Origin of the sequence: Pseudomonas sp. MS646 (assembly GCF_036693845.1) — a bacterium.
Taxonomy (GTDB): domain Bacteria; phylum Pseudomonadota; class Gammaproteobacteria; order Pseudomonadales; family Pseudomonadaceae; genus Aquipseudomonas; species Aquipseudomonas chlororaphis_E.
Genome location: NZ_CP144763.1, coordinates 4735895 through 4750451 on the forward strand (window position 1 = coordinate 4735895; position 14557 = coordinate 4750451).

The following is a 14557-nucleotide window of genomic DNA, read 5'->3' on the forward strand; positions in this document are numbered from 1 at the left end:
TGGGGATCAGCCCTCCACGACCAACTGCCGCACCGCTACGATTTCAGGCAGGTCGGTGCGGGCCATGTAGACCCGCAGCGGATCAGTGAGGTTGATCCGGTCGTCGACATGCTGGTCCAGCAGCAGTTGGATCCGCTCGCGCTTGAGGGCCATGGTGCCGTCTGCCACCGGCCCCCAGACAAATTCACAGGTGGGGATGATGCCGTCGTCGGCCACGTCCATGCCGAAGGCGTCTTCGCTGAAACGCACGATGTACTGGCCGGTCTTGCGGTTCAGGCCGACAAAACCCTTGAGCTGGTCGGCGGCCTGGCAGATGAGTGTCGAAGTGGTGCGCATGGTAAACCTCATGGATGCGTCCCCTGGGGACGGCTGATCGATGGTTTACACGCAGGGCGGCGAATGCTGATTCAAGGTCTCCCTCTGCCGGGGAAACTGGTGCGACCAAGGGTACTGCAAAGCGGTGCGCCAATGCGTGGGAAAAATCTGCTTCGCACGCATTTATGTCGGTATGGCGATAGCGCCGACGGCGTTCAGTTGTTAAAAGATAGGTTTTTGCACACCCACGAAAGGAACTCGAGCATGCCTGTCACCTTCACCCGCAGCGCCTTGATGCTGAGCCTGGTGCTCGGCTTCGGCCAGGCCCACGCCGCCGAAGCGTTGAGCCCCAAGGCCCTGGCAGCTCGCCAGGGCATCCCTCATCCAGCGGTCATCGCCCACCGTGGCGCCTCGTTCGACGCGCCGGAATCCACCGCGGCTTCCTACACGCTGGCTCGCGACCTGGGGGCGGACTACCTGGAACTGGACCTGCAACGCAGCAAGGATGGCGTGTTGTTCGTGCTGCATGACGACAGCCTGCTGCGCACCACGGACGTCGCGAGCAAATTTCCCGAGCGAAAGGACAGCACCGCCAACGCCTTCACCATGGCAGAGCTCAAGACCCTGGACGCCGGCAGCTGGTTCAACACGACCTACCCGGACCGCGCGCGCCCCTCGTTCGCCGGCCTGAAGATCCTGACCCTCGATGAAGTGATCGACATTGCCGAAGGCAACCCGCAGCACAAACCGGGGCTGTACATCGAAACCAAGGAGCCGAAGCTGTTCCCCGGCATCGAGCGTGACCTCAAGGACAAGTTGCAGGACCGTGGCTGGCTGAGTCCGTCCGGGTCCAAGCTTGCCAAGAGCGCCACCGGCGTCGGCCAAGGCAAGGGCAAGGTGGTCTTGCAGACCTTCGAGAAGAGCAGCCTCGAACTGTTGCAAAAAGAGATGCCGAAGGTGCCGAAGATCCTCTTGCTGTGGGTCGGCGAAGGCAACATCGAGCCCAAGTCCAAGGTGCCGTTTGCCGAGTCCGGGGAAACCGACAAGGCGGCCTACTACGCCAAACAGGAACCCAAAGACAAGGCCGAGTTCGAGAAATGGGTCCAGTACGCCAAGGCCCAGGGCGCCATCGGCACCGGGCCGTCCGCCGCACTGACCCATGGCGGTAGCCAGAGTTACGCGGACCTGGTCAAACCCTGGATGAACCAGTACACCCATGACCAGGGCCTGCTGGTGCACGTCTACACCGTGGATGAGGCAGTGGACTTCAAGAAAGTGCTGGATGCCGGCGTCGATGGCATCTTTACCAACCGCGCCAGTGAACTGCTCAAGTACTTCAAGCGTCCCGAGACTGGCAGCGTGGCACAACTGCTGAAAAAGAACGGGTATTGAAACCGAAGAGGCCTTTGGGGAACCACAGGCCTCTGGGTGCATTCCAAGTTATTGCAAATTAAGGGTGAATTAAGTTGCCAGCGTTAGCCTGAACCCACTTAAACGAATCACCCCTTTAATGACACAAGGAAAGCACTTATGAAAACGTTGACTGCCCTCTTTACCGCCGCTGCCCTGACCCTCACCGCCGGCCTGGCACAAGCCGACGTCCGGATCGACCAGATTCCCCAGTTGGTCAAGGAAGGCAAAATCAAGTCCCTTGAGTCGATGAACGCAGAAGCCCTGAAGTTGCACCCGGGCGCGACCATCACCGACACCGACCTGGACAATCACTTCAACGGTTATGAATATGAAGTTGAACTGAAGACCGCTGACGGCAAAGAGTTCGACGTCGACTTCGATGCCACCACTGGCGAAGTTCTGAGCAACAAGCAAGACACTTGATTGACCTGCAAAAAGAGCCGCGCAACTTCCCGTTGCGCGGCTCTTTTTTTTGCCTGGATTTAAACCTGTCGGTCCCCTCACAACTGTCACAAAACCATCAAGAAAGCTTGCGATGATGCCACTCAAGTGAACCTGTAGCCGCGACAGGCACTTCCCGCCAGCGAGCCTTCATGAATCACAGCATCGATCAAAGCCACCGCGATCCGGACCTGTTCGGCCTGCTCTACGGGTTTCGTTTCCGTCCCGGCCAGCGTGGACAGGAAATCGACTCGGCCCAAGCCCTGCGAAGCCTGCAACACCCCCAGGACGCCGATGAGTTCCTCTGGCTGCACCTGAACCTGGCCCATGCCGCGTGCGAGCGCTGGATGAAAAGTCACCTGGCCTTGCCACAGGAATTCTTCGAAGCCCTGCATGAAGGCTCGCGCTCGACCCGCATCGAACACGTGGATTCGGCGTTGCTGGCGGTGGTGAACGACGTGGTGTTCAACCTCAGCAACCTGGTGTCTTCGGACGTCTCCACGTTGTGGGTGTGCGTTCACAGCCGTTTGATCGTCAGCGCCCGCCTGCAACCCCTGCACTCGGTCGACAAGCTGCGCTCCTCGGTCAAGGCCGGCGAATGCTTTCGCTCACCACTGGAGTTGCTCGTGCACCTGCTGCGCGACCAGGGTGAAGTACTGACCCAGATCGTGCGCAAGACCAGCCTAGGCGTCGACCAGATCGAAGATCAGTTGCTGTCTTCGCGCCTGTCCACCAATCGCGCCGAGTTGGGCAGCCAGCGCCGGGTGCTGGTGCGCCTGCAGCGCCTGCTGGCGCTGGAGCCCGGTTCGTTGTTGCGCCTGCTCAACCGCCCGCCGCAATGGTTGCAGAAAGAAGACGTCAAGGAACTGCGCAAATCCACCGAGGAATTCGCCCTGATCATCAACGACCTGACCGCGCTGGGCGAGCGGATCAAGCTGTTGCAGGAAGAGATCGCCGCCAACCTCAATGAACAGAGCAACCGTACCCTGTTCACCCTGACGGTGGTCACGGTGCTGGCCTTGCCCATCAACATCATTGCCGGTTTCTTCGGCATGAACGTCGGCGGCGTGCCATTGGCCACCGATCCCGAAGGTTTCTGGATCCTCGTGGCACTGGTGGCGACCTTCACCCTGATCGCCGGTCGATGGGCGTTTCGCAAGCGACGCGACTATTGAGCCGGTGGCGCGGGCGTTGGCTGCTCGATGCGCCTCTTGATGTTCGCCGGGACGCCTTGTTCACGCGCGATCAACTCACCCAGGATGCCCTGGACGTCGTGCTGGCGTTCCTCGAATGGCTTCATCCGATTGTCGGCGGCCTTTGCAAGCCTGTCGACAAGCTTGCCTTGACCTGTCCAGACAATCCCATCTGTCGGTGCAACAGGATTTAAACGTCTTTTTGTCATTTCTCCTGCTGTATCCTGCCCAGGCTTTTTTAAAAGCGCGGATCTACCAGATCTATCCACAGACTTTGCGAGGAGCGCGATATGCACGAGATCCCTAATCTCCCCTTCCCAAGCCTGCACGACACTGAGCAGACGACCACGCTACAAGCCGGGGGGCCGGCAGACGCCCAGCAACCCGAACCCAAAGAAGCCACTGAACGCCGCCAGGCCGACAGCCAAGACTGATCCACCGCGTAACCAGACCGTGTGGAAAGCGCTAAGATGCGCTTTCCACACTGCCTGAATCCGAGCCCTGCGATGACCGATGACACCTCCCCCTTCAGCGAAGCCCAGGCCAGCGTACTGATCGGCACCGCCGAGAAAATGGTCGAGATCTGGACGCGCTTGTCGCCTGAAAAACAAGCCGCGCTGCTGGCCCGTTTCGGCACCGAGGAAAACGCCCTGGCCGCCCTGGTCACCAGTCACCTGGTCAGCGAACAAGGCACTGACTGAACAAGCCGCCGGGCAAATAGTTTTACTTTTCCGCACCCTGCCCCCACGGTCGCCGTTATCATAAGCAGCCTATCTATTGTTGCTGCTCCGTGGACCCTTTCCCCATGTCAGATTCTCAGCGCCCCCTGGCGGTCACGCTGCAAGTTGTTTCCATCGTCCTATTCACCTTCATTGGTTACCTGAACGTCGGTATCCCGCTCGCCGTGCTGCCCGGGTACGTCCATGGCGAGCTGGGTTTCGGTGCGGTCATTGCCGGGCTGGTGATCAGCGTCCAGTACCTCGCCACCCTGCTCAGCCGCCCTTACGCGGGCCGGATCATCGATAACCTGGGGAGCAAGCGCGCGGTCATGATCGGCCTGGCCGGTTGCGGGCTGAGCGGGGTGTTCATGCTGGTGTCGGCCTGGACGCCGAGCCTGCCGATGCTCAGCCTGGCCAGCCTGTTCATCGGCCGCCTGGTGCTGGGCAGCGCCGAAAGCCTGGTGGGCTCGGGCTCCATCGGCTGGGGGATTGGCCGGGTCGGCGCGGCGAATACCGCCAAGGTCATCTCCTGGAACGGCATTGCCAGCTACGGTGCGCTGGCGATCGGCGCGCCGCTGGGGGTGTGGCTGGTCAATACGCTGGGACTGTGGAGCATGGGCGTCAGCATTATCCTGCTGGCCTCGTTGGGCCTGGCATTGGCCTGGCCGAAACTGGCCGCGCCCATCGTCGCCGGTGAACGCCTGCCCTTCATGCACGTGCTGGGTCGCGTCCTGCCCCACGGCTGCGGCCTGGCCCTGGGCTCCATCGGATTTGGCACCATCGCCACCTTCATCACCCTGTACTACGCCACCCAGCACTGGGAAAACGCCGTGCTCTGCCTGAGCCTGTTCGGCGCCAGCTTCATCGGTGCGCGGCTGTTGTTCGGCAACCTGATCAACCGCCTCGGTGGCTTTCGCGTGGCGATTGCCTGCCTGTCGGTGGAGGTCCTGGGGCTGTTGCTGCTATGGCTGGCGCCCGATGCCCACTGGGCGTTGGCGGGGGCGGCGTTGAGCGGTTTCGGTTTTTCCCTGGTGTTCCCGGCGTTGGGCGTGGAGGCGGTCAACCTGGTGCCGGCGTCCAGTCGCGGCGCGGCGGTGGGTGCCTATTCGTTGTTCATCGACCTGTCACTGGGGATCACCGGTCCCTTGGCCGGTGCCATTGCCGCAGGCTTTGGCTTCGCGTCGATCTTCCTGTTCGCGGCGCTGGCCGCCTTGGGCGGGTTGGCCCTGAGCGTGTACTTGTACCGGCAAGCGCCAAGGCAGCGCGAGGCACGGACGCGCAACTAGAAATCCACCTTGCCGCGTCCGGCCTTGATCGAGCCGCGCTTGGTCTTGGATTCCAGCCGACGTTTCTTCGAGCCCAGCGTCGGTTTGGTGGGACGCCGCTTCTTCTCGACCTTGGTGGCCCCGAGGATCAGTTCGACCAGGCGCTCCAGCGCATCGGCCCGGTTCTGTTCCTGGGTGCGGTATTGCTGGGCCTTGATGATCAACACACCGTCGCTGGTGATGCGGCTGTCGCGCAGGGCCAGCAACCGTTCCTTGTAGAACTCGGGCAAGGACGAAGCCGGGATGTCGAAGCGCAGGTGCACGGCGCTGGACACCTTGTTGACGTTCTGCCCCCCGGCGCCCTGGGCGCGGATGGCCGTCAGCTCGATCTCGGCGTCGGGAATGTGCACGGTGTTGGAAATCGCCAGCATTGGGAAAAGGTCCGGTATTCAGGCCGCCAAGAATACCCCGAATCGCCAGCGCAACACCCATCCTGCTGTGGCATCGGGCTTGCTGGCGACAGCGCTGTGTCAGTCGACGAAGCATTGAATGTAACGACGCTTTCGCGGGCAAGCCCGCTCCCACAAAGGATCGCGTGAGCCAGAAAAACCAGACCCGGCACGCGGCCGGGTCTGGTGTGTTTCGGGGCGCCTACTTGGCCGCTGCCACAGCCAGTTCCTGACGGGCACTGCGCTTGTTCTTGATCACGTAGCACACCCCCATGAACGCCAGCCACACCGGAATCGCGTACACCGAGACCTGGATGCCGGGGATCAGCAACATCACGCCAAGGATGAACACCACGAACGCCAGGCAGATGTAGTTGCCGTAGGGATACCACAGCGCCTTGAACAGCGGCACCTGGCCGGTCTGGTTCATGTGCTGGCGAAACTTGAAGTGTGAGTAGCTGATCATCGCCCAGTTGATCACCAGGGTCGCGACCACCAGCGACATCAGCAGCTCCAGCGCGTGTTGCGGGATCAGGTAGTTCAACAGCACCGCCACCAGCGTGATCGCCGCCGACGCCAGGATCGAGCGCACCGGCACGCCGCGCTTGTCGATCTTGGCCAGGGCCCGTGGAGCATCGCCCTGCTCGGCCATGCCCAGCAGCATGCGGCTGTTGCAGTAGGTGCCGCTGTTGTACACCGACAGCGCAGCGGTCAGGACCACGAAGTTGAGGATGTGCGCCGCCGTGTTGCTGCCCAGCATCGAGAACACCTGCACGAACGGGCTGCCGCTGTAGGCGTCGCCGGAAGCGTTGAGGGTGCTCAGCAGGCTGTCCCAAGGCGTCAGGGACAACAGCACCACCAGGGCGCCGATGTAGAAAATCAGGATCCGGTAGATCACCTGGTTGATGGCCTTGGGGATCACGGTTTTCGGCTTGTCGGCCTCGGCGGCGGTGAAGCCGAGCATTTCCAGGCCACCGAAGGAGAACATGATGATTGCCATGGCCATCACCAGGCCGCTGACGCCGTTGGGGAAGAACCCGCCGTGCGACCACAGGTTGGTCACCGACGCTTGCGGCCCACCATGGCCGCTGACCAGCAGATAGCTGCCCAGGGCAATCATGCCGACAATCGCCACCACCTTGATGATGGCGAACCAGAACTCGGCCTCGCCGAACACCTTGACGTTGGCCAGGTTGATGGCGTTGATCAGGATGAAGAACGCGGCCGCCGAAGCCCAGGTCGGAATGTCCGGCGCCCAGTAGTGGATGTACTTGCCCACCGCGGTCAGCTCGGACATGCCCACCAGGATGTAGAGGATCCAGCAGTTCCAACCCGACAGGAAGCCGGCGAAACCGCCCCAATACTTGTGGGCAAAGTGACTGAAGGAACCGGCCACCGGCTCTTCGACGATCATTTCGCCCAACTGGCGCATGATCATGAAGGCGATGAAGCCGCAGATGGCGTAGCCGAGGATCATCGACGGACCGGCCGACTTCAGCACCCCGGCCGAACCCAGGAACAGACCGGTACCGATGGCGCCGCCGAGGGCGATCAATTGGATATGGCGATTTTTCAGGCCGCGTTTCAGCTCGCCTGAATGCGAGTTTTGTCCACTCATGAAAAGGGTCTCACGCAAGGTTTGATGATGTTCGTAGGACGTTGCCGCTCAAATGGATTTCAAGCAGCGCCCATCAAACCCCAGCGCAGGCACCAGGAATTCAGCGTATTTACAACGGTCATGCGTCACCTGTTTGTTTTTATCTGTGACGAAATCGAACCCGACACGCTTGTGACGTGGCGGAATGAGCAAGGCGGATAACCTTGAAGGTGCGTGGGTACGCGAAGGGTCACAGTAAAACGCGGCGCATTGTACACCGCCGACCTTTTGCCGCCAGACACCCTCACAAGGCATGGCACGCATCTGACCCTGCCCCAGGAGCGGAAACAAGGCGCCCCATTCCCTGGAAAACTCCGTTTGAAGGGCTTGATGGAAGCTTTTTCTTACATTCGTCGGTACAGGTGTTTGGGATCGACGCGGCACTGGCTTTTCGTCAGCTTTTCTTTACAAGGCGTAACGCATTTTTTCCATGTAGGAAATTTCTGTCATCCGTCTGGAAATTGACGGTAGGAAGCTAGCTAATGAATAAACCTCACAGCCAATTGTTTTACCTCAGCAAAAAAACCCGCCGAAAATGGAACAAAAAGTTCATCTGAAAAAATAAAAATTATTTTTTGCATTCCAAAAAACCCTCGACTAGGTTTTCACCGACTTGCCAAGGCATCGTGCCGACAAGTTTTGCGGTGCCCCCTGCGGCCAGTTTCCACTCGCCGATCGGCCCGCTCATTTCCGTAAAAGTCCTCTAGGAGATTCACTATGCAAACACTGGACAAAGACTTGGAAACCGAACTGCAACTGGACGAATGGTTTGAAGCGCCAACCCATGAAGCCGCTGTTGAAATGATGCAAGCCGACGCGGTCGTTCCGTTCGGCACGGCGATGTGGCCTCTGTAGGCACAGCCCGGCGGAGGCGGTCCGGCCGGTCGACTCCGCCACTTTTTGCCGTTGTCAGGGAAGCCAAATAGATTTGTCAGGGAAGAACAAGCATGGACACACAACGAGCCATCTCACATTTCCTTTACTACCTCGATCACCATCCAGCCCTGGCCGGCATCCAGCCCGCCAAGGTCTTGCTCGGCCACACCGCCGACTACGAGGCACTGACCGGCGCCATCGTCGAACAGGCGGGCAGCGGTTCACCTTTGCAGTTCAGTGCCATGCGCCTGGACCTCGAATCCACGGAGCGCCTGTCCAAGGCCATTGCCGACAGCGATCTGTACATTTTCTTCTACGACTCCTCCACCCTGCCCAACCCCCGCCCGGACGGCCCGGACTTTGTTCGCGCGCTGCAAGGCGTGATGGCGGACAACTGGAGGAAATCGCTGCTGTTCAAGGACTACGGCGATTATTTCTACGACACCTTCAGCGTCATCCCCCAGCGGATCGCCGGGCTCAACAGTCACCTGATCCGGCGCATGTCCCAAGCCACGACGTTGAGCTTCCAGGATGAGCACGGCTCGTATTTCGACACGGCCCTGGACAGCGTGAAGAAGTGGACCGACATCAACGGCGTGGGCAACTACGACCTGGCCCCCGGTGAAATCGCCACTCACAGCGACACCATCAACGGCCGGGTCAAATTCGTCGGCACGTTCCTCAGCACCATCCCGTTTGCGCGCAAGTACGGTGTGCTGCAATCGCCGCTGGAGCTGTGGATCGAAGACTCCACCATTCAGAAAATCGCCACCGACGTGCCGGGCCTGGAACACGACTTCAACAAATACCTGGACGCCAATCCGTCCAACCGTCGCATCGAGGAACTGGGAATCGGCACCAATGAAGGGATCAAGAGCCTGTACGCGCGCAACGCCGGCTTCGAGGAACGTCATTGCGGCCTGCACCTGGGGCTAGGCGGCGGGGCCAAGGGCAGCCATCACCTGGACCTGATTTTCGAAAGTGGTGTGCTGGCGCTGGACAATGAAGCGATGTTCGATGGGCGGTTTGTGCTTTAGAAGCCGCTTTAAGGGCAGCTTCGAGCGGCAAGCGAGGGAGGTCTGGCAAAGAGTGGTTGAGGCGGCTGGCCCCTTCGCGGGCAAGCCCGCTCCCACAGTTGATCTCAGTGAATGGAAGATCTTTGAACGCCGCCGCCCCAATGTGGGAGCGGGCTTGCCCGCGAAAGCGGTTTCATCAGCACCCCACCCCTTAAGCCAACCCAAAAAAAACGCCAACCCAACGGTTGGCGTTTTTTCTTGCCGCTTGCAGCTAGAACCTCAACGCGGCCTCACTCGGGCTTGCGGCGCCCGAAGCCTGGACGCTGTCCCGAACCGGCCGGTGCCCCACGACGCTTGCCCGAAGGCGCGTCACGGTCCACCAGCGCGATGCCAGGGCGCTTCTTCGGCGCCGGCTTGGCTGGACGCTTGGTGTCGGCCGGGCGATCGGCAACTGGGGTGCCACGACCTGCCGGAGCACTGCGGCCTTCGCCGCGCTCGGCCCGACCGTTAGCCGGACGCGGGCTGCGTGGGCCGCGCTCGCCATCCTGGCGAGGCGCCGGTTTGCGCGCCGGACGCTCGCCTTCGATCTGCGGCTCGCGCGAAGGACGCGGGCCAGGCGCCGCACCTTCGACTGGCGGACGCAGGGTGCGCACGCGTTCGGTCTTGGCCATCGGCCGCGAGGACTTGCGCTGCATCCGCTCCAGCTTGTCCTTGCTCTTGGCGGTCATCTGCGGCATTGCCACGGGCGTGAGGCCCACTTCGGCAGCCAGGATGTCGACTTCGTACTGGCTCATTTCACGCCAGCGGCCCATCGGCAGGTCGGAGTTGAGGAACACCGGGCCAAAACGCACGCGCTTCAGGCGACTGACCACCAGCCCCTGGGATTCCCACAAGCGGCGCACTTCACGGTTACGGCCCTCCATCACCACGCAGTGGTACCAATGGTTGAAACCTTCACCGCCGGGCGCCTGCTTGATGTCGGTGAAACGCGCCGGGCCGTCTTCCAGCACGACGCCGGCCTTCAGGCGCTCGATCATCTCGTCATCGACTTCGCCCCGTACACGCACGGCGTATTCGCGGTCCATTTCGTAGGACGGGTGCATCAAGCGGTTGGCCAGCTCGCCGTCGGTGGTGAACATCAGCAAGCCGGTGGTGTTGATGTCGAGGCGACCGATGTTGATCCAGCGACCTTCCTTGGGACGCGGCATCTTGTCGAACACGGTCGGACGGCCTTCCGGGTCGTCACGGGTGCAGATCTCACCGTCGGGCTTGTTGTACATGATCACGCGGCGCACCGTTTCGGCGGCCTCTTCGCGCTTGATCACCTTGCCATCGATGGTGATGGCGTCATGCATGTCGACACGCAGGCCCAAGGTGGCGTCTTTGCCGTTGACCTTGATGCGGCCCTGAGTGATCCAGGTTTCCACGTCACGGCGCGAACCGACGCCGATACGGGCGAGGACTTTCTGCAGTTTCTCGCCGGCTGGACGGATTTCCTGGCTGTCGTTCTGGTCTTGGTCTTTCATTCTGGGCACCTCCCGGTGTGGTCGGCCAGGCGTGGCCTGACGCGTTGAAAACAGGTCCATGGCGAAGGGATCGCCAAAGGGTCGCGAATCATACGCTCGTTGAGACGTTTGCGCATCAGAGACTAGCTGATCAATGCAGGCCCGGCGCGTTTTCCGCCGATCGGTGATAACGCCGCACCCTCCAATGTGGGAGCGGGCTTGCTCGCGATAGCGTCATTACCCTCACCCTCTTCGTTGACTGACCCACCGCTATCGCGAGCAAGCTCGCTCCCACAAGGGTTCTGTGGGTATTCGGACCCCATGAACACTGAAGATCAATTGTGGGAGCGAGCTTGCTCGCGATGGCGGAGGTCTAATCACCAAAAAATCGGATCAGTCGTCGAACTCGCGCCGTTCGTTTTCGATCGCTTCAGCCAGGGCGCGGGCTTCGGCTTCTTCGTCGCTCAATTCGAGTTCCGGCGGTTGAAGGGCGGCGACGGCGGCCAGCAGTTTTTCCCGGGCTTCGGCCACGCCGAGGATGTCTTCTTCCGGCTCTGGCTCTGGCTCAGGTTCCGACTCGCTGTCAGGCTCAGGCAACTCATCCGTCTCGCCTTCAGGCCCCGGGCCCTCGCGCAGCAGGTCGTCGAAATCGGTCTTCAGGCCCTCCTCCATGGTGTCCAGTTCCAGCAGCAATGAGTGGAAACTGGTCTCCTCCTTGGGCTCCTCCGGCTCGGCGCTGGCATCGGCCAGGTCCTGCAGGCCCTGGGGCACAGGTGCATCGTCGAACTCCAGCACCGGCTCAGGCTCGATTTCCCGAAGCTCGGCCAAGGGCGGCAAGTCATCCAGGTTCTTCAGGTTGAAATGATCGAGGAAGGCCTTGGTGGTGGCGAACATCGCCGGTTTGCCCGGCACGTCGCGATAGCCGACCACGCGGATCCACTCCCGCTCTAGCAGCGTCTTGACGATGTGGCTGTTGACCGCCACCCCCCGCACATCCTCGATCTCACCGCGGGTGATGGGCTGGCGATAGGCAATCAGCGCCATGGTTTCGAGCATGGCCCGGGAATAGCGCTGCGGCCGCTCTTCCCACAGGCGCCCGACCCAGGGGGCGAACTTCTCGCGGATCTGCAGGCGATAGCCGGACGCCACTTCCTTGAGCTCGAAGGCCCGTCCCTCGCAGGATTTACCCAGCAGCGCCAGGGCCTTCTTGAACACGGCCGGCTCTGGCCGCTCGCCTTCCTCGAAAAGCTCGAACAGGCGCTCCATCGATTGCGGCTTTCCCGAAGCCAACAGGAAAGCTTCAAGCAAGGGGGCCAGCTCGCGGGGTTCAGTCAGATTCATTGATTTGCTCGTTATTCGGCTCGTGCCCGCACGTGGATCGCTGCGAACGGCTCATTCTGCACCAGCTCGACCAAGGATTCCTTGACCAATTCCAACACCGCCATGAACGTCACCACCACGCCCAGCCGCCCTTCCTCGGCGGTGAACAGCTCGACGAACGGCACGAAGCCGCCGCCTTTAAGCCGCTCCAGCACGTCGCTCATGCGCTCGCGGGTGGACAGCGCTTCGCGGCTGACCTGGTGACTTTCAAACATATCGCCTCGGCGCAGGACCTCGGCCATGGACATCAGCAGCTCTTCCAGGCTGACATCCGGCAACAACTTGCGTGCCCGGGCCTCGGGCGCATCCAGCTTGGGCACCAGCACGTCGCGGCCGACACGGCTCAAGCCGTCGATGCCTTCCGCCGCCACCTTGAAGCGCTCGTACTCCTGCAAGCGGCGGATCAATTCGGCGCGCGGGTCGTCCTCTTCTTCCTCGACCTCGGCCGAACGCGGCAACAGCATCCGCGACTTGATCTCGGCGAGCATGGCCGCCATCACCAGGTACTCGGCCGCCAACTCCAGGCGCACCGACTGCATCAGCTCGACATACCCCATGTACTGGCGGGTGATTTCCGCCACCGGGATGTCGAGGATGTTGATGTTCTGCTTGCGAATCAGGTACAGCAGCAGGTCGAGCGGGCCCTCGAAGGCTTCGAGGAACACTTCCAGCGCGTCCGGCGGAATGTACAGGTCCAGGGGCATTTCCAGGACCGCCTGGCCGTAGACCATGGCGAACGGCAGCTCCTGTTGCGCACCGGCCTGGCTGTCCGCGCTGTCCACAGGGGTTTGCACAGCCGACATTCAGGCCTCGGCCATGAACGGGGCCGGATCGCCGCAGCCGACCCGCACCACCTGCGGCTCGCCGTCGGCCAGGTTGATCACGGTGGACGCCTTCATGCCGCCGAAGCCACCGTCGATGATCAGCTCGACCTGGTGCTCGAGCAACTGGCGAATCTCGTAGGGGTCGGTCATCGGCTCGGTGTCACCGGGCATGATCAGCGTCACGCTCATCAGCGGCTCGCCCAGCTCGGCCAACAGCGCCAGGGCAATGGGGTGGCTCGGCACCCGCAGGCCGATGGTGCGTTTCTTCGGGTGCAGCAACAGCCGCGGCACTTCCCGCGTGGCGTTGAGAATGAAGGTGTACGGCCCCGGCAGGTGGGCCTTGAGCAGGCGGAAGGTGCCAGTGTCGATCTTGGCGAACAGGCCCAGCTGGGACAGGTCGCTGCAGATCAACGCAAAGTTGTGCTTGTCGTCGAGCTGGCGCAGGCGTCGAACCCGTTCGACGGCGTTCTTGTCACCGATCTGGCAACCGATGGCGTAGGCCGAGTCGGTGGGATAGACCACCACGCCACCGCTACGAATGATCTCAACGGCCTGTTTGATCAGGCGCGGTTGCGGGTTTTCCGGATGAATCTGGAAAAATTGACTCACGTGTTCTACCTGTTCAGACGGCGGCGGTAACGGGATCATGTTTGAATCTACACCATAGTGGCGGCAGATCTTCCGGCAACGGGCGGTATTCGCCGATCTCGGACCAGCCCCCAGGGCCATGGAAATCACTGCCGGCGGTCACCAGCAGACCGAACTCACGGGCCAGGATCGCCAAGCTGCCCACCTGCTCGGCGGGCTGATGGCCGTTGACCACCTCGATGGCATGGCCCCCTGCTTGAATATAGTCGGCAACCAGGCGGCGACGCTTGCTACGGGTGAAATCATAGTGCCACGGATGCGCCAGGCTGACCCAGGCACCCGCCGCTCGCAGGGTCTGGACGGTCTCTTCCAGGGTCGGCCAATGCTGCTTGACGTCTCCCAGCTTGCCGGCCCCCAGCCATTTGCGAAACGCCTCGGCGCGATCCTTGACGAACCCTTCGCGCACCATCCAGTCGGCAAAGTGCGGCCGGGCCGGTGCGTTGCCGCTGTCGCCCAGCTCCTGCTGGATCTGCCGGGCGCCGTCCAGCGCACCGGGCATGCCCTTGAGCGCCAGCTTGCGGCTGATCTCTTCGGAACGCAGCCAGCGCCCGTCGCGCAATTGTGCGATGGCCTCGACCAGCGCCGGCGCATTGACATCGAAACCGTAGCCCAGCACATGGATGGTCGCCCCGCCCCAGGTACAGGACAATTCGACCCCATTGACCAGCTGCATGCCCAGCGCCGTGGCGGCACTGCGGGCCTCGTCGAGGCCTTCGAGGGTGTCGTGATCGGTCAGGGCCAGGACTCGCACGCCGTGCTCGAACGCCCGCGCCACCAGAACCGCAGGCGCCAGGGCGCCATCGGAGGCCGTGCTATGGCAGTGCAAATCAACATTCACGAGAGTTTGTTACCTCAA

At 61.7% G+C, this 14557-nt stretch carries 17 protein-coding genes; 8 read left to right on the forward strand and 9 right to left on the reverse strand.

Features of this window, described 5'->3' with window-relative positions; translation table 11 throughout:
- Positions 1-6: 6 nt before the first annotated feature.
- Positions 7-336 carry a DUF2025 family protein gene (locus V3H56_RS20720; protein ID WP_047736573.1) on the reverse strand — a complete coding sequence of 110 codons (330 nt, stop codon included), beginning with the start codon at positions 334-336 and terminating at the stop codon, positions 7-9.
- A gap of 243 nt (positions 337-579) precedes the next feature.
- On the opposite strand from V3H56_RS20720, the gene V3H56_RS20725 reads away from it, so the two are divergent.
- The 3 genes from V3H56_RS20725 to V3H56_RS20735 all read left to right on the forward strand — a co-directional run bounded on the left by V3H56_RS20725 (position 580) and on the right by V3H56_RS20735 (position 3344).
- Positions 580-1707, forward strand: coding sequence for a glycerophosphodiester phosphodiesterase (locus V3H56_RS20725; protein WP_047736575.1), 1128 nt, complete (start codon positions 580-582; stop codon positions 1705-1707).
- Positions 1708-1845: 138 nt separating this feature from the next.
- A complete protein-coding gene (locus V3H56_RS20730; protein ID WP_047736577.1) occupies positions 1846-2151 on the forward strand; it encodes a PepSY domain-containing protein in 306 nt (101 codons plus the stop codon).
- 170 nt (positions 2152-2321) lie between these two features.
- Positions 2322-3344 (forward strand): transporter, encoded by a 1023-nt coding sequence (locus V3H56_RS20735; RefSeq protein ID WP_042729493.1) that lies wholly within the window; start codon positions 2322-2324, stop codon positions 3342-3344.
- Here the strand turns inward: V3H56_RS20735 and V3H56_RS20740 are convergent.
- Complete coding sequence (locus tag V3H56_RS20740; protein ID WP_042729494.1) at positions 3338-3571, reverse strand: hypothetical protein; 234 nt, start codon at positions 3569-3571, stop codon at positions 3338-3340. The two genes, V3H56_RS20735 and V3H56_RS20740, sit on opposite strands and share 7 nt — an antisense overlap.
- A gap of 81 nt (positions 3572-3652) precedes the next feature.
- On the opposite strand from V3H56_RS20740, the gene V3H56_RS20745 reads away from it, so the two are divergent.
- The 3 genes from V3H56_RS20745 to V3H56_RS20755 all read left to right on the forward strand — a co-directional run bounded on the left by V3H56_RS20745 (position 3653) and on the right by V3H56_RS20755 (position 5367).
- Positions 3653-3796: a hypothetical protein gene (locus tag V3H56_RS20745; protein ID WP_185057640.1), complete on the forward strand. Its 144-nt coding sequence runs from the start codon at positions 3653-3655 to the stop codon at positions 3794-3796.
- A gap of 36 nt (positions 3797-3832) precedes the next feature.
- A complete protein-coding gene (locus V3H56_RS20750; protein ID WP_080964305.1) occupies positions 3833-4063 on the forward strand; it encodes a hypothetical protein in 231 nt (76 codons plus the stop codon).
- Between the two features lie 104 nt (positions 4064-4167).
- A complete protein-coding gene (locus V3H56_RS20755; RefSeq protein ID WP_042729495.1) occupies positions 4168-5367 on the forward strand; it encodes an MFS transporter in 1200 nt (399 codons plus the stop codon).
- Here V3H56_RS20755 and arfB read toward each other — a convergent pair.
- The gene (gene arfB, locus V3H56_RS20760) at positions 5364-5777 is read right to left on the reverse strand and encodes an alternative ribosome rescue aminoacyl-tRNA hydrolase ArfB (RefSeq protein ID WP_042729496.1); all 414 of its coding nucleotides are present in this window, start codon (positions 5775-5777) and stop codon (positions 5364-5366) included. The two genes, V3H56_RS20755 and arfB, sit on opposite strands and share 4 nt — an antisense overlap.
- Before the next feature lie 220 nt (positions 5778-5997).
- Entirely contained in the window at positions 5998-7413 is a 1416-nt protein-coding gene (locus tag V3H56_RS20765; RefSeq protein ID WP_047736580.1) for an amino acid permease, read from the reverse strand.
- 756 nt (positions 7414-8169) lie between these two features.
- On the opposite strand from V3H56_RS20765, the gene V3H56_RS20770 reads away from it, so the two are divergent.
- On the forward strand, positions 8170-8307 hold the full coding sequence (locus V3H56_RS20770) for a hypothetical protein (protein WP_042729498.1): 138 nt from the start codon (positions 8170-8172) through the stop codon (positions 8305-8307).
- Positions 8308-8399: 92 nt separating this feature from the next.
- Positions 8400-9365, forward strand: a complete 966-nt coding sequence (locus V3H56_RS20775) for a leucyl aminopeptidase (aminopeptidase T) (RefSeq protein ID WP_042729499.1) — start codon at positions 8400-8402, stop codon at positions 9363-9365.
- A gap of 269 nt (positions 9366-9634) precedes the next feature.
- Here V3H56_RS20775 and rluB read toward each other — a convergent pair whose 3' ends face one another.
- The 5 genes from rluB to V3H56_RS20800 form a co-directional block, all read right to left on the reverse strand.
- Positions 9635-10870, reverse strand: a complete 1236-nt coding sequence (gene rluB / locus V3H56_RS20780) for a 23S rRNA pseudouridine(2605) synthase RluB (protein WP_042729500.1) — start codon at positions 10868-10870, stop codon at positions 9635-9637.
- Between the two features lie 372 nt (positions 10871-11242).
- Positions 11243-12190 (reverse strand): SMC-Scp complex subunit ScpB, encoded by a 948-nt coding sequence (gene scpB / locus V3H56_RS20785; RefSeq protein ID WP_047736581.1) that lies wholly within the window; start codon positions 12188-12190, stop codon positions 11243-11245.
- 11 nt (positions 12191-12201) lie between these two features.
- The gene (locus V3H56_RS20790; RefSeq protein WP_172679738.1) at positions 12202-12900 is read right to left on the reverse strand and encodes a ScpA family protein; all 699 of its coding nucleotides are present in this window, start codon (positions 12898-12900) and stop codon (positions 12202-12204) included.
- Positions 12901-13032: 132 nt separating this feature from the next.
- A complete protein-coding gene (locus tag V3H56_RS20795) occupies positions 13033-13662 on the reverse strand; it encodes an L-threonylcarbamoyladenylate synthase (protein ID WP_042729509.1) in 630 nt (209 codons plus the stop codon).
- A gap of 13 nt (positions 13663-13675) precedes the next feature.
- Positions 13676-14539: a PHP domain-containing protein gene (locus tag V3H56_RS20800; RefSeq protein ID WP_338473832.1), complete on the reverse strand. Its 864-nt coding sequence runs from the start codon at positions 14537-14539 to the stop codon at positions 13676-13678.
- Positions 14540-14557: the final 18 nt, after the last annotated feature.